The 19431-nt window shown below is 60.2% G+C and carries 12 protein-coding genes, 2 tRNA genes and 4 rRNA genes (1 of these 18 running past the window's edge); 16 read left to right on the forward strand and 2 right to left on the reverse strand.

The window, feature by feature from the left end:
- The 12 genes from PSH84_RS05325 to pgaD form a co-directional block, all read left to right on the forward strand.
- Positions 1 to 295, forward strand: a 16S ribosomal RNA gene (locus tag PSH84_RS05325) (it extends 1239 nt beyond the left edge of the window).
- Positions 296 to 417: 122 nt separating this feature from the next.
- A tRNA-Ile gene (locus tag PSH84_RS05330) sits at positions 418 to 494 on the forward strand.
- A gap of 10 nt (positions 495 to 504) precedes the next feature.
- Positions 505 to 580, forward strand: a tRNA-Ala gene (locus PSH84_RS05335).
- A gap of 241 nt (positions 581 to 821) precedes the next feature.
- Positions 822 to 3710, forward strand: a 23S ribosomal RNA gene (locus PSH84_RS05340).
- Positions 3711 to 3878: 168 nt separating this feature from the next.
- Positions 3879 to 3994, forward strand: a 5S ribosomal RNA gene (rrf, locus tag PSH84_RS05345).
- Between the two features lie 107 nt (positions 3995 to 4101).
- Positions 4102 to 4217 (forward strand): 5S ribosomal RNA (rrf, locus tag PSH84_RS05350).
- Together the 16S, 23S and 5S rRNA genes with 2 tRNA genes alongside form the textbook arrangement of a ribosomal RNA operon.
- 174 nt (positions 4218 to 4391) lie before the next feature.
- Positions 4392 to 5027 carry an NADH:ubiquinone oxidoreductase subunit N gene (locus PSH84_RS05355; RefSeq protein WP_122566760.1) on the forward strand — a complete coding sequence of 212 codons (636 nt, stop codon included), beginning with the start codon at positions 4392 to 4394 and terminating at the stop codon, positions 5025 to 5027.
- Between the two features lie 157 nt (positions 5028 to 5184).
- Positions 5185 to 6690 (forward strand): YdgA family protein, encoded by a 1506-nt coding sequence (locus PSH84_RS05360; RefSeq protein ID WP_122566759.1) that lies wholly within the window; start codon positions 5185 to 5187, stop codon positions 6688 to 6690.
- Between the two features lie 245 nt (positions 6691 to 6935).
- Positions 6936 to 9416 carry a poly-beta-1,6 N-acetyl-D-glucosamine export porin PgaA gene (pgaA, locus tag PSH84_RS05365; protein ID WP_305482381.1) on the forward strand — a complete coding sequence of 827 codons (2481 nt, stop codon included), beginning with the start codon at positions 6936 to 6938 and terminating at the stop codon, positions 9414 to 9416.
- Positions 9417 to 9428: 12 nt separating this feature from the next.
- On the forward strand, positions 9429 to 11426 hold the full coding sequence (gene pgaB, locus PSH84_RS05370) for a poly-beta-1,6-N-acetyl-D-glucosamine N-deacetylase PgaB (protein ID WP_305469082.1): 1998 nt from the start codon (positions 9429 to 9431) through the stop codon (positions 11424 to 11426).
- A 1-nt stretch (position 11427) separates the two neighbouring features.
- Positions 11428 to 12783: a poly-beta-1,6-N-acetyl-D-glucosamine synthase gene (gene pgaC, locus PSH84_RS05375; protein ID WP_122566756.1), complete on the forward strand. Its 1356-nt coding sequence runs from the start codon at positions 11428 to 11430 to the stop codon at positions 12781 to 12783.
- Positions 12780 to 13286: a poly-beta-1,6-N-acetyl-D-glucosamine biosynthesis protein PgaD gene (gene pgaD, locus PSH84_RS05380; RefSeq protein ID WP_305469085.1), complete on the forward strand. Its 507-nt coding sequence runs from the start codon at positions 12780 to 12782 to the stop codon at positions 13284 to 13286. Before pgaC ends, pgaD begins: the two co-directional genes overlap by 4 nt.
- 200 nt (positions 13287 to 13486) lie before the next feature.
- Here pgaD and PSH84_RS05385 read toward each other — a convergent pair whose 3' ends face one another.
- Entirely contained in the window at positions 13487 to 15019 is a 1533-nt protein-coding gene (locus PSH84_RS05385) for an FAD-dependent oxidoreductase (RefSeq protein ID WP_305469087.1), read from the reverse strand.
- Between the two features lie 139 nt (positions 15020 to 15158).
- Between PSH84_RS05385 and PSH84_RS05390 the strand changes: the two genes are divergently transcribed.
- The 3 genes from PSH84_RS05390 to PSH84_RS05400 all read left to right on the forward strand — a co-directional run bounded on the left by PSH84_RS05390 (position 15159) and on the right by PSH84_RS05400 (position 17401).
- Positions 15159 to 15719 (forward strand): YbhB/YbcL family Raf kinase inhibitor-like protein, encoded by a 561-nt coding sequence (locus PSH84_RS05390; protein ID WP_122566753.1) that lies wholly within the window; start codon positions 15159 to 15161, stop codon positions 15717 to 15719.
- Positions 15720 to 15875: 156 nt separating this feature from the next.
- Positions 15876 to 16049, forward strand: coding sequence for a hypothetical protein (locus tag PSH84_RS05395; protein ID WP_163006770.1), 174 nt, complete (start codon positions 15876 to 15878; stop codon positions 16047 to 16049).
- A gap of 38 nt (positions 16050 to 16087) precedes the next feature.
- Positions 16088 to 17401, forward strand: a complete 1314-nt coding sequence (locus tag PSH84_RS05400) for an MFS transporter (RefSeq protein WP_122566752.1) — start codon at positions 16088 to 16090, stop codon at positions 17399 to 17401.
- Between the two features lie 9 nt (positions 17402 to 17410).
- On the opposite strand, the gene PSH84_RS05405 is transcribed toward PSH84_RS05400, so the two are convergent.
- The gene (locus PSH84_RS05405) at positions 17411 to 18289 is read right to left on the reverse strand and encodes a LysR family transcriptional regulator (protein ID WP_122566751.1); all 879 of its coding nucleotides are present in this window, start codon (positions 18287 to 18289) and stop codon (positions 17411 to 17413) included.
- Between the two features lie 108 nt (positions 18290 to 18397).
- Here PSH84_RS05405 and PSH84_RS05410 point away from each other — a divergent pair, with 108 nt between their 5' ends.
- A complete protein-coding gene (locus tag PSH84_RS05410; protein ID WP_305469093.1) occupies positions 18398 to 19399 on the forward strand; it encodes a zinc-dependent alcohol dehydrogenase family protein in 1002 nt (333 codons plus the stop codon).
- Positions 19400 to 19431: the final 32 nt, after the last annotated feature.

Genomic DNA, 19431 nt, shown 5'->3' on the forward strand with positions numbered 1-19431 from the left:
ACAGAGGGTTGCCAAGCCGCGAGGTGGAGCTAATCCCACAAAACCGATCGTAGTCCGGATCGCAGTCTGCAACTCGACTGCGTGAAGTCGGAATCGCTAGTAATCGCGAATCAGAATGTCGCGGTGAATACGTTCCCGGGCCTTGTACACACCGCCCGTCACACCATGGGAGTGGGTTGCACCAGAAGTAGCTAGTCTAACCTTCGGGGGGACGGTTACCACGGTGTGATTCATGACTGGGGTGAAGTCGTAACAAGGTAGCCGTAGGGGAACCTGCGGCTGGATCACCTCCTTAATCGACGACCGCAGCTGCTCCATGAGCTCCCACACGAATTGCTTGATTCATTGAAGAAGACGATAGAAGCAGCTTTAAGCTCCAAGCTGATAGCTCACGCTAACAGTTACAAGCTCGAAATTGGGTCTGTAGCTCAGTTGGTTAGAGCGCACCCCTGATAAGGGTGAGGTCGGCAGTTCGAATCTGCCCAGACCCACCAATTTTGTAATGGGGCCATAGCTCAGCTGGGAGAGCGCCTGCCTTGCACGCAGGAGGTCAGCGGTTCGATCCCGCTTGGCTCCACCATAAACTGCTTCTGAAAGCTTAGAAATGAGCATTCCATCAACGTGATGGTGAATGTTGATTTCTAGTCTTTTGATTAGATCGTTCTTTAAAAATTTGGGTATGTGATAGAAAGATAGACTGAACGTTACTTTCACTGGTAACGGATCAGGCTAAGGTAAAATTTGTGAGTTGCTCTTAGAGCAAGATCGAATTTTCGGCGAATGTCGTCTTCACAGTATAACCAGATTGCTTGGGGTTATATGGTCAAGTGAAGAAGCGCATACGGTGGATGCCTTGGCAGTCAGAGGCGATGAAAGACGTGGTAGCCTGCGAAAAGCTTCGGGGAGTCGGCAAACAGACTTTGATCCGGAGATGTCTGAATGGGGGAACCCAGCCATCATAAGATGGTTATCTTGTACTGAATACATAGGTGCAAGAGGCGAACCAGGGGAACTGAAACATCTAAGTACCCTGAGGAAAAGAAATCAACCGAGATTCCCTTAGTAGTGGCGAGCGAACGGGGACTAGCCCTTAAGCTTCTTTGATTTTAGCGGAACGCTCTGGAAAGTGCGGCCATAGTGGGTGATAGCCCTGTACGCGAAAGGATCTTAGAAGTGAAATCGAGTAGGACGGAGCACGAGAAACTTTGTCTGAATATGGGGGGACCATCCTCCAAGGCTAAATACTACTGACTGACCGATAGTGAACTAGTACCGTGAGGGAAAGGCGAAAAGAACCCCGGAGAGGGGAGTGAAATAGATCCTGAAACCGTATGCGTACAAGCAGTGGGAGCCCACTTTGTTGGGTGACTGCGTACCTTTTGTATAATGGGTCAGCGACTTATTTTCAGTGGCGAGCTTAACCGAATAGGGGAGGCGTAGCGAAAGCGAGTCTTAATAGGGCGTCTAGTCGCTGGGAATAGACCCGAAACCGGGCGATCTCCATGGGCAGGTTGAAGGTTGGGTAACACTAACTGGAGGACCGAACCGACTACCGTTGAAAAGTTAGCGGATGACCTGTGGATCGGAGTGAAAGGCTAATCAAGCTCGGAGATAGCTGGTTCTCCTCGAAAGCTATTTAGGTAGCGCCTCATGTATCACTGTAGGGGGTAGAGCACTGTTTCGGCTAGGGGGTCATCCCGACTTACCAAACCGATGCAAACTCCGAATACCTACAAGTGCCGAGCATGGGAGACACACGGCGGGTGCTAACGTCCGTCGTGAAAAGGGAAACAACCCAGACCGTCAGCTAAGGTCCCAAAGTTATGGTTAAGTGGGAAACGATGTGGGAAGGCTTAGACAGCTAGGAGGTTGGCTTAGAAGCAGCCACCCTTTAAAGAAAGCGTAATAGCTCACTAGTCGAGTCGGCCTGCGCGGAAGATGTAACGGGGCTCAAACCATACACCGAAGCTACGGGTATCACGCAAGTGATGCGGTAGAGGAGCGTTCTGTAAGCCTGTGAAGGTGAGTTGAGAAGCTTGCTGGAGGTATCAGAAGTGCGAATGCTGACATGAGTAACGACAATGGGTGTGAAAAACACCCACGCCGAAAGACCAAGGTTTCCTGCGCAACGTTAATCGACGCAGGGTTAGTCGGTCCCTAAGGCGAGGCTGAAAAGCGTAGTCGATGGAAAACAGGTTAATATTCCTGTACTTCTGGTTATTGCGATGGAGGGACGGAGAGGCTAGGCCAGCTTGGCGTTGGTTGTCCAAGTTTAAGGTGGTAGGCTGGAATCTTAGGTAAATCCGGGATCTAAGGCCGAGAGCTGATGACGAGTTACCCTTTGGGTGACGAAGTGGTTGATGCCATGCTTCCAAGAAAGCTTCTAAGCTTCAGGTAACCAGGAACCGTACCCCAAACCGTACACAGGTGGTTGGGTAGAGAATACCAAGGCGCTTGAGAGAACTCGGGTGAAGGAACTAGGCAAAATGGCACCGTAACTTCGGGAGAAGGTGCGCGCGGTGAGGGTGAAGCACTTGCTGCGTAAGCCCACGCCGGTCGAAGATACCAGGCCGCTGCGACTGTTTATTAAAAACACAGCACTCTGCAAACACGAAAGTGGACGTATAGGGTGTGACGCCTGCCCGGTGCCGGAAGGTTAATTGATGGGGTTAGCTAACGCGAAGCTCTTGATCGAAGCCCCGGTAAACGGCGGCCGTAACTATAACGGTCCTAAGGTAGCGAAATTCCTTGTCGGGTAAGTTCCGACCTGCACGAATGGCGTAACGATGGCGGCGCTGTCTCCACCCGAGACTCAGTGAAATTGAAATCGCTGTGAAGATGCAGTGTATCCGCGGCTAGACGGAAAGACCCCGTGAACCTTTACTATAGCTTTGCACTGGACTTTGAATTTGCTTGTGTAGGATAGGTGGGAGGCTTTGAAGCGTGGACGCCAGTTCGCGTGGAGCCATCCTTGAAATACCACCCTGGCAACTTTGAGGTTCTAACTCAGGTCCGTTATCCGGATCGAGGACAGTGTATGGTGGGTAGTTTGACTGGGGCGGTCTCCTCCTAAAGAGTAACGGAGGAGTACGAAGGTGCGCTCAGACCGGTCGGAAATCGGTCGTAGAGTATAAAGGCAAAAGCGCGCTTGACTGCGAGACAGACACGTCGAGCAGGTACGAAAGTAGGTCTTAGTGATCCGGTGGTTCTGTATGGAAGGGCCATCGCTCAACGGATAAAAGGTACTCCGGGGATAACAGGCTGATACCGCCCAAGAGTTCATATCGACGGCGGTGTTTGGCACCTCGATGTCGGCTCATCACATCCTGGGGCTGAAGCCGGTCCCAAGGGTATGGCTGTTCGCCATTTAAAGTGGTACGCGAGCTGGGTTTAGAACGTCGTGAGACAGTTCGGTCCCTATCTGCCGTGGACGTTTGAGATTTGAGAGGGGCTGCTCCTAGTACGAGAGGACCGGAGTGGACGAACCTCTGGTGTTCCGGTTGTCACGCCAGTGGCATTGCCGGGTAGCTATGTTCGGGAAAGATAACCGCTGAAAGCATCTAAGCGGGAAACTTGCCTCAAGATGAGATCTCACTGGGACCTTGAGTCCCCTGAAGGGCCGTCGAAGACTACGACGTTGATAGGCAGGGTGTGTAAGCGCTGTGAGGCGTTGAGCTAACCTGTACTAATTGCCCGTGAGGCTTGACCATATAACACCCAAGCAATTTGTAACTCCAAGCCCAAAGGCAAAGAGACCAGATTGCGGTGTGTGAAGACGAAACGAACCGAAAGTTCGAGATACTCACAAGCAGCACACAAACTATCGCATACCCATTCGCTGGCACGTGACCGCAAGGCACGCACCGGCTACCGAATTTCTTGACGACCATAGAGCATTGGAACCACCTGATCCCATCCCGAACTCAGCAGTGAAACGATGCATCGCCGATGGTAGTGTGGGGTTTCCCCATGTGAGAGTAGGTCATCGTCAAGATTAAATTCCGAAACCCCTATCTGCTGACGCAGGTAGGGGTTTTGTTTTTAGTAGAAGTCATCGATTTTACCGACACGTTGTTCTTGAACGGGTCGGACACAGAATTTCTTGACGACCATAGAGCATTGGAACCACCTGATCCCATCCCGAACTCAGCAGTGAAACGATGCATCGCCGATGGTAGTGTGGGGTTTCCCCATGTGAGAGTAGGTCATCGTCAAGATTGAATTCCCAGAACCCCTGTCTGCATCAGCAGACAGGGGTTTTGTCGTTTTGGGCCGGTAATCGGATCGAGCCCCTGATGCCACGGCAAACCCCCAATGCCGTTGCTATGCTGTGAAAGGCGGGCCCTGGCGACAAAGGGCCCGCGACGTCACTGGTCATGGGGATTCCAATAATGAAAAACCCTTATGCTCCCGGCTTTTGGTGCGCTACTGCGGCATTGCTGCTGCTTTCGGCAACTTATTTTTATGGCGTCATGCTCACTCACCAAATCGACAAGGCGCTGCTGTTCCTCGACAGCGCGGCGGCGTTGATCGGCGTGATATCCATTGCAGTCGTGGCCTGGGCTTCGCTTCAGGGCCAACGAATCAAGAAAAAACACCTTGAGCAAGGCAAGACCCTGGTGCTGATTTGGGACACCAAGGTGGCGCTGCGACGTGTCGAAACAGTGTTTGACCGTTATTTCTGGGGCAGTTATTGGCAGCCTGGCCGCACGTTCCAGGAAGTCATGGGCGAGCTCACCGGCACTCCGCTGGAAAAAAGCCTCGAAGCCCTGAAAACCCAGTGCGCGGCCTTGGACAAGCAGGTCACCCAGGACGGCTGGCACTGGCTCAACAACGCCCGCGAGTTGTGTGACGTGGCTAACGCCATGGCTCGGGAGCGCTATCAACTGGATTTTTGCGATTCACGCGCAGATTCATCGGGTGCCGCTGTGATCAATCGCGATTTCGAAGTGCTGGTGTACACCTGGACAGCCCGGCTCAAGACGTTCGATCATCAGCTCGACGAGATCGAAGTCCAATATTCGTAGACCACCTCTCAAGAAAACGTTTTTACCCCTATAAACATTGGGCCCGCAGGGGTGCCTGATGGTAATCTCCCCTCCTCTTTGCGGCGTCGAGCCACCCCCTTTGCGGGTCAGGGAAGACGACGGCTTTCTTCAACCATGGATATCGATCGGGTCACTCATGAATAAATCAGCAAGCGTACTTCTGGGAATCGTTGTGGCTGTCGGTGCTATCAGCGCGGGCGGCGCCTGGTACACCGGGACCAAACTCGAAGGCGTGTTGAAAAATGCTATTGCCGATAGCAATAAGCAGATGCAGACCGCCTTGGCCGGGTCCAACAGCAGTGCCGCCCTGGAGCTGGTTTCCATGGACCGTGGCACATTTAGCAGCACCGCCCACTACCGTCTCAAAGGCGAAGGCGAGATGTTCGGTGGTGAGTCGGTCGAGCTGCTCTTCGTCGACCGGATCGAGCACGGCCCACTGCCATTCTCTCGCTTGATCACGCTCAAGTGGCTGCCGGTCATGGCCACCAGTCACACCGCGCTGGAGCGCAATCCACTGACTGACAAATGGTTCGCCGCGACCAAGGACCAGTCCCCACTCAAAGGTGTGGTCAACCTGGGCTACGACGAGTCCATCAACGGCACCTACGAGCTGCTGCCATTGGAAACCAAGTTGGATGAGCAATCCCAGCTCACCTTCTCCGGCCTGAAAATCGACTTGGCCGCCAGCGCCCAAGGCCAGAAGGTCAAGGCTGACGGCTACATGGACAGCTTCAAGTTGACCACCGTTGCCGAAGACCAGACACCCGTGCAGGTCGAGCTGAACGGCCTGACATTGGCCAGCAACCTGAGCAAAAGCTCATACGGTTACTACATGGGCGACAACACCCTGCTGATGAGCAACACCAAGGCCACCTTCGGTGAGCCTAAGTCGGTGCTGGGTCTGAAGAACTTCGAAATGAAGAACAGCAGCAGCGAGAACGGCACCAGCGCTTCGGGGCGTGCCGATTACAAGATCGGTGAGCTGTCGTTCAACGACAAGACCATCGGTTCGGCGCAGATGGCGGTCAGCCTGAAGAACCTGGACATCCCGGCCACCATGTCGCTGATGCAGATCTACCAGACCAAGCTGCAACCCTACGAAAAAGCGGCCGCCGAAGCAGCTGCAGCCGGTGAACCGGCGCCGGAGTTGAGCCTGACCGAAGCTGAAGAAGCACAGGTCAAAGCCGATCTGGAAAAACTCTTGGCCGGTGCCCCGCAAGTGGCCTTGGAAAATCTGTCGTTCAACACCGCCAACGGTGAAAGCCGTGCCAGCCTGATCGTTGATCTGACCAAGCCGCAGTCCATGGACCTGCCGCCGGATGAACTGGGACGTCAGTTGCTCGCCCTGCTGGATTTCAATCTCAAGGTTTCCAAGCCGATGCTGGTGGACCTCATGACTGTGCAGGCACAGATGGAAGGCCAGACGGATGCCAAGCTGATCGCCGATCAAGCCACGGCTACCAGCGATATGTTCAGCGCCATGGCCGTTGGTACTCAATTGGCGACCCTTGAAGGCAACGACGTTGTCACCAAGTTGCACTACGCCAACAACCAGGTCGATTTCAATGGCCAGAAAATGACCGTTGAGCAATTCACGGCATTTGTGATGAACAAGCTGGGCGGCGGCGTCGCTATCCAGTAAGCCGTTCAAGTCACACCCAGAACCCGGCCCGTGCATGACGCATGGCCGGGTTTTTTTATGCACACCGATCAGCCCAGCGCCGAAATCTGTATCGATTCTGAAGAATTGTGGCGTTCCTGAAGATGACCCGCCCGAGAGTGCAAGACTAGGCCCATTAGAGCTTGGCTGGATTCCTTTGATCCGGCTTCCTGTTTGATGGGCAAGGGGGCACTGCGACCCGGCTGGCCATGTAAGGATGCTGACGAATGCCGCGTACTGTGGGTCCTTTTATTCAACGTGGTTTGCGCCCGTTGTTTCGCGTCGCACTGTGCAGCCAACTGTGCTGGCCGATGCTGGCGTTTGCCGATAGCGCCTATGACCAAATGGTGCTCGATGCCCGTGCAGGTCATTACACGCCTGCGCTGACTGCGTTGCGCCAGGTGCCGGCCGGCCAGGCCAGCGCCGCGCAAATCAGTGACCACCTGCAGATCGCCAGTTGGGCCGGTCTCGATACCGAGGTGGTGACGGTCTATGAAACCCAGGGCCGCAATCGAGCGTTGCCGGTCCAGGCGCTGACTGCAACGGCTCGTGCCTATCGCAACCTCAAGCGCTGGGATTCGGCGGCCGAGCTGTACCGCCAGGCCTTGGTGATCGATCCTCAGAATCCCGATTTGCAACTTGGTCTGGCTTTGACCCAGGCCGATGCAGGCCAGCCCGACGAAGCTGTCACTCGCGCCAAGGCCCTGGTCGCTGCCAAGCCGACAGATCCGATGCGTCGACTGGCACTGGGCTATGCCTTGACCCGCGCCAACAGCCCCCACGAAGCGCTGTTCGAATACGATCAAGCCTTCACTCGCGCTGGTAACCGCCCAGAGGTTGCGCGCGAATACATCTACGCCCTGCAACGCGCACGGCTGCCGGAGCCTGCGCTGCGCCTGGCGCGTCTGCAACCGGGGCTGATCGACCGTGGCGTGCAGCGACGCCTGGAAGGTGACGTCGCCGCCGAGCGGGTGCGCCTGGCGGACATGGCCAGCCGCAGCGAACAGGAGCGCTTCATCATTGCCGACCGCGCCCTGGCCGACTACGACAAGTTGCTCGCCACCTGGACCCCGGTGGCCGAGGCCCATGACGACGTACTCCGTTGGCGCATCGATCGCATGGGCGCCCTCAACGCCCGCGCCCGTCGGGCTGAAGTGATTGCCGAATACCAGACGTTGCTCGCCGAGGGTGTGAGCATTCCCACTTATGCCCTGCGCTGGGTGGCCTCTTCCTATCTGGAACAGCGAGAGCCGGAAATCGCCGTCGATCTGTACCGCCGGGTCCTGATCGCGCCGGATGCCGATCCTGCGGAGCGTTTTGAAGACAGCACCGCGCTCTACTACGCGTTGCTGGAAAGTGAAAAATCCGAAGAGGCCCGTGCACTGGCCGAAGACATGGCGAAAGCCCAGCGTCCGCGCATCGAACTCAAGGGCCTGCCGATCGGCAACCCCAACGATGAATGGATGGACGCCCAGCAACTCGCCGCCCAGGCCGGCACGTACGGCGCCGATTTGCCCTCTGCCGAGGCGCGCCTGGACACCTTGGTCAACCAAGGCCCCGGTAACACCGGTATGCGCCTGGCCCAGGCCGATCTGTACCAGGCCCGTGACTGGCCGCGCCGTTCGGAAAACCTGCTCAAGGAAGTCGAGGCCACGATCCCGCGCAACCGGGATCTGGAAGTCGCCCAGGCCCGCGCCGCCATGGATTTGCAGGAATGGCGGCAGATGGATGCGTTGACCGACGACGTGGTCGCCCGCTACCCGGAAAACGCCCATGTCAAACGTCTGCAACGCCAGCGTGAGGTACACGACATGGCCGAGCTGCGCATCGAGGCCTACACCGGCAAGAGTTATGGCGGTGGCAGCGGTGACGCCGGTGCAGTGACTGGCAGCCGGGATTTTGGCATCGAAACGCTGCTCTACAGCCCGCCCATCGATGAAGACTGGCGGCTGTTCGGCGGTGCCGGCTACGCCACCGGTGATTTCGAGGAAGGCACCGGCCATCATCGTTGGCAGCGTCTGGGCGTGGAGCGTCGCACTCGGGACATGACGCTGGAGGCCGAGGTCTCCAATCACTCCTACGGTTCCGGCGACAAGCAAGGCGCACGCGTGGCCGTGGCGCGGGACATCGACGACCACTGGCAATACGGCGGTAGCCTGGATTACCTCTCGGCCAATACCCCGCTGCGGGCGCTCAACAGCGGCATCCGCGCTAACGGCGGGAGTGGTTTCGTCCGTTGGCGGGCCAATGAAAGCCGCGAGTGGCGACTGGCGGTCAGCCCGTCCCATTTCAGCGATGGCAACAACCGTCTCGAAACCCTGCTGAATGGCCGCGAGGGCATCTACAGCGCGCCGCGCCTGCAAGTGGAACTGGGCCTGGAAGTGGGCGCCAGCCGCAACAGCGGCTCCAACGAAGTGCCCTATTTCAACCCGAAAGCGGATTTCAGCGTCATGCCGACCGTGAGCGCCAACCACGTGTTGTATCGCCGCTACGAAACCACGTGGAGCCAGCAGTTCCAGGTCGGTGCCGGTACTTACAGCCAGCGCGACTACAACACCGGGGCCATGGGATTGCTCAGCTACGGCCAGCGTTTCATCTGGAACGACGTGCTAGAGGCAGGTGCCGCGCTGAGCTGGCTCAACCGCCCTTACGACGGCGATCGCGAAAGCGATCTGCGCCTGCTTGTCGACCTCACCTATCGCTTCTAGAAGAGTTTGAAGATGCCTGTCATTTCGCGATTCATCCTTCTGCTGGGGGCCTTGCTGATCAGCGCTTGTGCCCAGCAAGCCCCGGCGTTCACGCCGCCCTCGCAGCGTCCGCTGGCGGCCAACGACGCGCCGTGGCCAAAGAACCATGTGCTCGGCATCGCCTACCACGATGTCGACGACCGAGACCCGGACCAGGCGCTGGTGGCCGTGCGCACCGAACGGTTGATCGAACAGTTGGCGTGGCTACGGGAAAACAACTACCAGCCGGTCACGGTGGACCAGATCATCACGGCCCGCAATGGCGGTCCGGAACTGCCGCCGCGTGCGGTGCTGCTGAGTTTCGACGACGGCTACTCGAGCTTTTATACCCGCGTCATGCCCATCCTGCGCGCTTATAACTGGCCGGCGATCCTCGCCCCGGTCGGCAGTTGGGTGGATACGCCGCTGAACCAAACGGTGGATTTCGCCGGAGTGCCGCGCAAGCGTTCCGAGTTCCTGACCTGGGAGCAGATTCGCGAGGTGTCGAAATCGGGCCTGGTGGAAATCGCCGCCCACACAGACGCCAATCACAAAGGCGTGCTCGCCAACCCGCAAGGCAACCAGCAACCCGCCGCGACCACCCGGCGCTACGACCCGGCCACCGGTCGTTACGAGACCGAGGCCGATTTCCAGGCTCGCTTGCGCAAGGACGTGGCGGCCATTTCCGAGAAGATCCGCAAGGTTACCGGCTACAGTCCGCGTGTCTGGGTTTGGCCATACGGGGAAGCCGACGGCACGGCATTGCAAGTGATTGGCAGTGAGGGCTATCAAATGGCCCTGACCCTGGAGGACGGCCTCGACAGCCTGGATAACCTGATGAGCGGCCCACGTTTCCTGGTGGCGTCCGATCCGGATGGTGCCCATTTCGCCGAAAGCATCGTGTCGGTGCAGACGATTGACCCGATGCGCGTGGTGCATGTCGACCTGGATTATGTCTACGACCCGGACCCGGTGCAGCAGGAAGCCAACGTCGGCAAGTTGGTCCAGCGCATTTCCGACCTGGGTGCCAATACGGTGTTCCTGCAAGCCTTCGCCGACCCGAAAGGCGACGGTCTCGTGCATTCGTTGTACTTCCCCAACCGTCACTTGCCGGTGCGCGCTGACCTGTTCGACCGGGTCGCATGGCAACTGCGCACCCGGGCCAATGCCAAGGTCTATGCCTGGATGCCGGTGCTCAGTTTTGCCCTGGACGCGAAGCTGCCACGGGTCCAGCGCTGGGATCCGGAAACCGGCAAGACTGGCGTCGCCCCGGATCAATACGTGCGCCTGTCGCCGTTCGACCCGAACGTGCGCAAGGTCATCGGCGAGATCTACCAGGACCTGGCGCGGATGAGCTCGTTGGATGGCGTTCTGTACCATGACGACGCGGTGTTCTCCGACTTCGAGGATGCCAGCCCCGCGGCCCTGAAAGTCTATGCCGCCCACGGCTTGCCGACGTCCATCGCCGCCCTGCGGGATGACCCCGCGGCGATGCAGCGCTGGACCCGCTTCAAGAGCCGCTACCTGATCGACTTCACCCATGAGCTGACCGCCAAGGTTCGGGCGATTCGCGGCCCTCAGATTCGGACAGCGCGCAATATCTTTGCCGAACCGATGCTCAATCCGGAAAGCGAAGCCTGGTTCGCCCAGAACCTCGACGATTTCCTTGGCGCTTACGACTGGACGGCACCGATGGCCATGCCGCTGATGGAAAAGCAGACCCGCGCACAATCGGGCCCCTGGCTCGAGCGCCTGGTAGACACCGTCAAGGCTCGCCCCGGCGCGCTCAAGCGCACGGTATTCGAATTGCAAGCCCGTGACTGGCACAGCAAGCCGGTCAGCGACATCGACGGCGAACAACTGGCTGACTGGATGGGGCGCCTCAAGCGCAAAGGCGTGACCAGCTTCGGCTACTACCCGGACAACTTCATCGAAGACCAGCCCGCCGTGAAAACCGTGCGGCCGGCGCTCTCCAACAAGTGGAATCCTTGACATGCTCGACAGACTGCTCGCCCTGCTGGTGCTGGCGATCGTCCTTGGGGTACCCCTGGGCCTGATCTTCCTGGTCACCGGGCAATTCCTGATGGACTTCGTGTTCTTTTACCCGCTGTTCATGTCCGGGCTGTGGATTGCCGGCGGCCTGTATTTCTGGCTGCACTGGGAGCGCCACTGGCCATGGAAGGACGATACCTTGCCACCGGCCCTGGCGGGCGAGCCGCTGATCAGCATCCTGATCCCGTGCTTCAACGAAGGCGACAACGTCGCCGACACCATTCACGCGGCGCTGGGCCAGCATTATCCGAACATCGAAGTCATCGCCATCAACGACGGCTCCAAGGACAACACCGCCCAGATGCTCGATCAACTGGCGGCGGAAGACCCGCGCCTACGTGTCTTGCACCTGGCGGAAAACCAGGGCAAGGCCGTGGCCCTGCGCATGGGGGCCATCGCGGCGCGCAGCGAATACCTGGTGTGCATCGACGGTGACGCGCTGCTGGCGCCGAACACCTGTGCTTACCTGGTGGCGCCGATGCTGGACAACGCCCGCCTCGGCGCGGTGACCGGCAACCCGCGCATCCGCACCCGCTCGACCTTGATAGGTCGGGTCCAGGTCGGCGAGTTCTCCTCGATCATCGGCCTGATCAAGCGTACCCAGCGGGTCTTCGGGCGGATCTTCACCGTGTCCGGCGTAATCGTCGCGTTCCGACGCACGGCCCTGCACCGGGTCGGCTACTGGAGCCCGGACATGATTACCGAAGACATCGACATCAGTTGGAAGCTGCAGCTGGATCACTGGAGCATCTTCTACGAGCCACGCGCGCTGTGCTGGATTCTCATGCCCGAAACCCTGCGCGGCCTGTGGCGGCAACGCCTGCGCTGGGCCCAGGGGGGCGCCGAGGTGCTGTTCAAGAACATCCGTGGCATCTGGCAATACCGCCACCGCTACCTGTGGCCGCTGCTGTTCGAATACTGCCTGTCCACCGGCTGGGCGTTCACCTTCCTGCTGTCGGTGATCTTCTGGGGCGCCGGTAAATTCGTCGAGATGCCAGCGGCCATCGCCGTGGATCACCTGATGCCGCCGGCCTTCACCGGCCTGTTGCTGGCGGTGGTGTGCCTGCTGCAGTTCGCGGTGAGCATCCTGATCGACCGGCGCTACGAAAAAGGCCTGTGGCACATCATGTTCTGGGTGGTCTGGTACCCGTTGGTGTTCTGGCTGATCAGTCTGTTCACTACCCTGGTGAGCTTTCCCAAAGTGCTGTTCGGGCAGCATCAGAAGCGTGCGCGCTGGATCAGCCCGGATCGCGGTATCAAACCATTCGATGATCAGGAAGAGGAAGTGATCCGATGAAAATTATCAGGACCCGGCAACGGCCTTTTCTGGTGGTCATCGATGCGCTTTTCACCGTGCTGGCGTGGGTGGGGCTGTTGTATTTGCTGGTCAATGGGCTGTGGTCGCTGCTCGATAGCCAGGCCGGCCCGCGCCTGGGAGGGTCGCTGTTCGACACCCTGGGGACTTTGCAGGTTTATGGTTGGATCGCGTTGGTCAACGCGGTGCTGCTGATTACCTGGGCGCGTTATCAACAACGCAAAAGTCGCAGCTTCGCCCAGCGTCGGCTGCCGGCGCCGGTGGTGGATGACCAGGGCTTGAGCGCCAGTTTCAAGTTGACCGGTGAGCGTCTGGATACGTTGCGCCAGCCCGGTTCGAAGACCATCCACAACAACCAGGAAGGCGACATCAGCCACGTCGTACCGCATTTCCATTTGCTCAGTCCGGAGTTGCAGCCAGCGCCTCTGGCGCCATTGGAGCGGCCCCGGGTTATCCATTTGCCGGCGGATCAGTCCGTACATTGATGCAAGCCGATCCATCGCTTTCGCGAGCAAGCTCGCTCCCACAGGGGATTGGGGTGCGGCAGATCTTTCGGTCACACAGAACAAAAACTGTGGGAGCGAGCTTGCTCGCGATGGCGTCGGGTCAGCCATATTGAAGTCGACTGACCCATCGCTATCGCGAGCAAGCTCGCTCCCACAGGGGATTTTGGGCTGTGGCAGATCTACGATGAGAAATCCCGGATCAGCCGCCACGCCTCGTCCACCGGCAATGGTTGTTTCATGCGCTGGGCCAACGCCGCCATGGCCCGGCCTTCATCGCAGGCCACTGCGGCGGCAACGAGGCCGTCCTTGCCCAACAGGGCGATAAAGGGTGGATGCTCGGGCGTGCCCTTGAACTCCACCTCATCCCAGTGCTCGGCGTGACCGAGGTAGTCGTAGCGTTTGCCGAAGTGATAGGTCCAGAAAAACGGCACGTCCAGATAGTGCTCGTCGCCGCCGAGCATGTTCGCGGCGGCGATGCGCGCCTGTTGCTGGGCCAGGCGCCAATGCTCGATGCGCACAGGCGCGCCGTTCAGGGGGAAGGTCGCGATATCACCGACGGCCCATAAGCCATCCGTCACTCGCATGCCCGCGTCAACGGACAGTGACTGGTCCTGTTCCCGGGGCAACTCGGCAAACGGCTCGGTGGCCGGGCGCACGCCGATGCCGACGATCACCACGTCCGCAGCCAAACGCTGGCCGTTATCCAGCACCACGGCTTCGACCTTGTGCGCACCCTCGATCCGCGCCGCTTCGCCGTCGCTGTGGTACACCACGCCGTTGGCCCGGTGCCGGGCCAGGATGGCCTGGCCGACGCTCTCGCCCAATTGCGCGGCGAATGGCACCGGGTGCCGGGCCAACACGGTGACGCTCAGCTCGCGCTTGCGCAGGGATGAAGCGACTTCCATGGCAATGAAACTGTCGCCGATGATCACCGCCCGTTGTCCTGGCCGGACAGTGTCGAGAATCTGCCGGGTGTGGGCGATGGAACGCAGCACGAAGACTTGCGGCAAATCGATGCCGGGTAGGGCTGGCGTCTTCGGCTCCCCGCCTGTGGCAATGAGCGCGGCGTCGTAGTCCAGGCGTCGGCCATCGGCGAGCTGGATTTGCCGAGCACTGGGGTCCAAATGGGTGACCTCGCCGTGGAGCCTTTCGATGCGTTGCTGGGTGAAGTAAGTATCATCGCGCAGCGGCGCCGTCTCGTTGACCGGCATGTCGCCGGCCAATACATACTTGCTCAGCACCGTACGGTCGTAGCCGGCCTCGGCTTCGCGGTCGATCAACAGGATTCGGCCGCCAAACCCCTTCTCCCGCAACGCCGCTGCGCAAGCTGTGCCGGCCGCACCGGCGCCGATGATGACAAACGTGCGCGCGTCATCGGCCGGCGGGATTTTATCGGCCGGCAGCGGTTGGTCATCGACCCAGACGTCACCGTCCCGCACCTCGACGTGATAGCGCGCCAGGCTGTCGAGGGCCGGCGGCTCGCACAGGGCGCCGTCTTCAGTCCGGAACGCCGCCTTGTGCCACGGGCAAATCAGCCGTCCATGGCACACCGCGCCCTTGGCCAGTGGTGCGCCTGCATGGGGGCACTTGCCCTGGAAGGCGCGCACCTGATCGCCTGAACGCAGCAACAGGATGAACGTGTCGTTGATGTTGACTTCGAGGCCGCGATCTTCGCGCACATCGGCGAAACGGGCGACTTGATGCATAGGCATGGTCGTTCTCCGGCAGGCGTTTCCCCTTGGAGTCGCAGGGCCGGAACGAGGTTCAGCATAATTGTCACTGCAACCTTGGCGAAGCTGCGGCTATAGTTCGCAAGCCGTCCATGGCCTGACACGCACAAGGTGCCCCGGTATGACCCGATTGAACATTTTCACCCCTTGGCTGGCGGCCGTCGCCCTGGTGCTTTGCGCACAAGGGGCTGCCCAGGCCGAGGAGCGTTTTACCCTCAGTATTCCCGGCGTGTCGGACGACCGCCTCTTCACCGCGGCGGCGGCCAGTGACGCCAACACCTGTGGTGGCAAGAACATTTCCCCGGCCTTGAGCTGGAACGCTGGCCCGCCTGGCACCCTCAGCTACGCCATCGTCATGTTGGACCCGGACGGCCAGAGGGGCCAGGGCGTCGACCACTGGATCCACTACGGCATCAAGGCCACCACCCGGCAGATTCCAGCGGGCGCCGGTACCAAATCCTCGCTGGAAGGCATGAGTGGCATCAACAGCAAGAACACCCACGGCTACATCGGCCCTTGCCCGCCCATCGGCGACAGCGCTCACCACTACCTGATCCAGCTCTTCGCCCTGGACCTGCCGCCGGAAGCCTTCCCCGCTGGCCTCACACGGGCCCAGCTGATGGAAAAAATCAAAGGCCACGTCCTGCGCAACAGCAGCGTCGTGCGCCGCTACCACCGCTGACCCGAACAGCAAAAAAAACCTTGTGGCGAGGGGATTTATCCCCGCTGGGCTGCGAAGCAGCCCCCCGCAATGGCGGTGACGCCCGACACAACATTGGCATCACGCGCCAAAAGCGAGCACTATCGAGCCCCTGTTCACTCATGCCGGAGGATGGCGATGACGCAGAAACCCGACGGCATCGCCCGCCTCCTGAACTGCCCCACCAAGGGCGACGAAATACGCCGGGCCATCGCCCAGAGCCGCAAGGATTTCCTGCCTGCCGACGAGGCCGAAGACGCCGAGCCAGGCCAACCACCGGTTCAACCGGTGGACACTGATCGCGACGACTGAGCCGTCGCCCTCTTTCAACCTATCGTTCCAATCTGCCTATGACTGCCACCCCTGTTTCACCTGGTGACCGATTCAGCCGCTCCGATTACAAGACCTTGGGCCTGGCCGCCTTGGGCGGCGCGCTGGAGATCTACGATTTCATCATTTTCGTGTTCTTCGCCCTGACCCTCAGCCAACTGTTCTTCCCGCCGGAAATGCCCGATTGGCTGCGCTTGCTGCAAAGCTTCGGGATTTTCGCCACCGGCTACCTGGCCCGGCCCCTGGGCGGCATTCTCATGGCGCACTTCGCCGATCGCCTGGGGCGCAAGCGCGTGTTCAGCCTGAGCATCCTGATGATGGCCTTGCCGTGCCTACTCATCGGGGTGATGCCCACCTATGCGCAAATCGGCTATTTCGCACCGTTGTTGCTGCTGGCGCTGCGTATCCTGCAGGGCGCGGCGGTGGGCGGCGAGGTGCCAAGCGCCTGGGTGTTCGTGGCCGAACATGCGCCGCTGCATCATCGCGGCTATGCCCTGGGGTTCCTCCAGGCGGGCCTGACCTTCGGCTACTTGCTGGGGGCCCTGACCGCAACGGCGCTGGCGCGGATCTACACGCCGGCGGAGATTCTCGACTACGCCTGGCGCCTGCCGTTCCTGCTGGGGGGCGTCTTCGGTGTGATCGGCGTCTGGCTGCGCCGCTGGCTGAGCGAAACGCCGATCTTCATGGCCCTGCAAGCCAATCGCGAAGGCGCTACGGAACTGCCGTTGCGCACGGTCCTGCGCGACCATCGCCAGGCCTTGCTGCCCGCCGCCATCCTGACCTGCGTGCTGACCTCGGCCGTGGTGGTGTTCGTGGTTATCACCCCGACCGTGATGCAGAAAAGCTTCGGCATGACCCCCAGTTACACCTTCGCCCTGAGCAGCCTGGGCATCGTCTTCCTGAACATCGGCTGCGTCCTGGCCGGCCTCATCGTCGACCGCATCGGCGCCTGGCGCACCGTCATGCTCTACAGCCTGCTGCTGCCCCTGGGCATCGCCGTGCTCTACGCCAGCCTGATCAGCGGCAGCGCCTGGCTGGGCCTGGCCTACGCCGTAGCCGGCCTGGGTTGCGGCGTGGTCGGCGCGGTGCCGTCGGTGATGGTCAGCCTGTTCCCACCGAAGATCCGCGTGTCCGGCATCTCGCTCACCTACAACATCGCCTATGCATTGTGGGCCAGCATGACCCCACTGATGCTGATCGCCCTGGTGCCGTGGAGCCCGTGGGTGTGCGTGGGGTATTGCGTGGTGATGGGGGCGGTGGGGGTGGCTGCGGCGGCGTATTTCCCGGGACGGTATGGCAAGGCTGCGCAGCCGTCATTGGCCTGTGAATCCTAGCCCGGCTGTTCAAAGACGCTCGCGCAAAAAATCCACAAAGGCCCGAGTCCGCGCCGAGCGGCGTCGGTCGTGACTGAACACGGCGCTGATGGGCAGCGCCAGCGGCTGGTAGTCGGCAAGCAGGGAGCAGACGGTACCCTGGCGAACATCGGCCGCGAACAACCACTGCGGTGAAAGCGAAACGCCCAGGCCCGACAGCACCATTTCCCGGATCGCTTCGCTGCTGTTGCAGGTGACGTTACCCTTGATCGTCACGTTATGCTGCTGGCCATCCTGCGCGAATCGCCAGACGTCGTAATGTTCCAGCAGGGTGAACGCCAAACAGTTATGGCGGGCCAGGTCGGCCGGTTCGAGGGGCGTGCCGTGCTGTTGCAGATAAGCAGGGGCGGCGTACACCCGGCGCGGGCTATCGCCGAGGGAAATCGCCACCAGCCCTTCGTTTTTCACCACGCCGATGCGAATGGCCAGGTCGATGTTTTCCTTCAACACATCTTCGTTCTGGTCGCTCAACCTCAAGTCGATCCGAACCTGTGGGTGACGGGCCAGGAACTCGCCCACCAGGGGCGCAATACACAACCGGCCGAAACTGACGGGCGCCGCCACGCGCAGAAGGCCGGCGATCTGTTCCTGGCCACTGGCGAAACTGAGCCGTGCCGCGTCCACACTGGCGAGTATGTCCTTGCTCTCGGCGTAGAAGCGCTGGCCCTGGTCGGTCAGTGCGAGATGGCGGGTGCTGCGGGCAAACAGCGCCCCACCCAGATGTTGCTCCAATGCGCGGATCTGCTTGCTCACCGCCGGTTGGCCCAGGTTCAGCTCCCTGGCGACCGCCGAGAACGAGCCGCGCTCCACCACCCGCACGAACACCTGCATTGCATCGATCAGATCCATCAGGATTTAGCCTCTGCCTGGAATAAGTCCTATCCATTGTTGCTCACTTATCGGAATGCGTCTTCGCTCCCATGATGAACCTGCCCACTTATTTGGAGGTTTACCGTCATGAACAACACCATGTTCGCCGCCGTTGCCGAAACCGCTCAAGCGCCGCTGATTGTCCGTTCCATCGCCCGGCCGGTTCCCGGCAAAGGCCAGGTCTTGATCAAGGTGCATGCCGCCGCAATCAACCCGCTGGATACCAAGATCGCGGCGGGAGGCGGTGCCCATGCACGGCAGCCGTTGCCCGCTGTATTAGGAATTGATCTGGCCGGGACGGTGGTTGAGCGGGGCGAAGGCGTGGATGACTTCGCGCCTGGCGACGAGGTATTCGGCATGGCCGGCGGGATCGGCGGGGCTCAAGGCGCGCTGGCCGAATACATCGCGGTCGATGCCCGCCTGATTGCGCCCAAGCCCCGCTCACTGAGCATGCGCGAAGCGGCGGCCTTGCCGCTGGCATTCATCACGGCCTGGGAAGGTTTGGTCGACCGTGCCAACGTCCGGGCCGGGCAACAGGTGCTGATTCATGGCGGCGCGGGCGGCGTCGGTCAGATGGCCGTGCAGATCGCCAAGGCCCGGGGCGCCGAGGTCTACGCCACGGGCTCGGCCAGCAGCCTGGATTTCATCCGCGAACTGGGCGCCTCAGCCATCGACTACCGGACCCAAGACACCGACAGCTACGTGCGCCAGTACACCGATGGCGAAGGCTTCGACATCGTCTACGACACCGTTGGCGGCCCGACCCTGGATGCGTCGTTCAATGCGGCAAAGACCTACACCGGCCATGTGCTCAGCTGTCTCGGCTGGGGCCAGCACAGTCTCGCGCCGTTGTCGTTCCGAGGAGCGAGCTATTCCGGGGTGTTTACGTTGATGCCGCTGCTGACCGGAAAGGGACGCGAACATCATGGCCAGATCTTGCGGGAGGCAGCAGCACTGATTGAGGCCGGCGCGTTGCGGATCAAGATCGATCAAACCCGGTTTGGCCTGGGGGAGGTCAATGAGGCCTTTGCGCAGGTAGCCGAGGGGCGTGGGAAAGGAAAAACCGTGGTGGAAATCGGGGCTGAGTGAAGTTGGGCCAGGGTTGGAATGATTCCGTGGCG

Source organism: Pseudomonas beijingensis, from assembly GCF_030687295.1.
Taxonomy (GTDB): domain Bacteria; phylum Pseudomonadota; class Gammaproteobacteria; order Pseudomonadales; family Pseudomonadaceae; genus Aquipseudomonas; species Aquipseudomonas beijingensis.

Bases quoted from the DNA above. Each gene is read 5' to 3' on its own strand.
- PSH84_RS05355 (WP_122566760.1), top strand. From the start codon at position 4,392: ATGAAAAACCCTTATGCTCCCGGCTTTTGGTGCGCTACTGCGGCATTG.
- PSH84_RS05395 (WP_163006770.1), top strand. From the start codon at position 15,876: ATGACGCAGAAACCCGACGGCATCGCCCGCCTCCTGAACTGCCCCACC.
- PSH84_RS05405 (WP_122566751.1), bottom strand. From the start codon at position 18,289: ATGGATCTGATCGATGCAATGCAGGTGTTCGTGCGGGTGGTGGAGCGC.
- PSH84_RS05385 (WP_305469087.1), bottom strand. From the start codon at position 15,019: ATGCCTATGCATCAAGTCGCCCGTTTCGCCGATGTGCGCGAAGATCGC.
- PSH84_RS05360 (WP_122566759.1), top strand. From the start codon at position 5,185: ATGAATAAATCAGCAAGCGTACTTCTGGGAATCGTTGTGGCTGTCGGT.
- PSH84_RS05400 (WP_122566752.1), top strand. From the start codon at position 16,088: ATGACTGCCACCCCTGTTTCACCTGGTGACCGATTCAGCCGCTCCGAT.
- PSH84_RS05390 (WP_122566753.1), top strand. From the start codon at position 15,159: ATGACCCGATTGAACATTTTCACCCCTTGGCTGGCGGCCGTCGCCCTG.
- pgaC (WP_122566756.1), top strand. From the start codon at position 11,428: ATGCTCGACAGACTGCTCGCCCTGCTGGTGCTGGCGATCGTCCTTGGG.
- pgaA (WP_305482381.1), top strand. From the start codon at position 6,936: ATGCCGCGTACTGTGGGTCCTTTTATTCAACGTGGTTTGCGCCCGTTG.
- pgaD (WP_305469085.1), top strand. From the start codon at position 12,780: ATGAAAATTATCAGGACCCGGCAACGGCCTTTTCTGGTGGTCATCGAT.
- pgaB (WP_305469082.1), top strand. From the start codon at position 9,429: ATGCCTGTCATTTCGCGATTCATCCTTCTGCTGGGGGCCTTGCTGATC.
- PSH84_RS05410 (WP_305469093.1), top strand. From the start codon at position 18,398: ATGAACAACACCATGTTCGCCGCCGTTGCCGAAACCGCTCAAGCGCCG.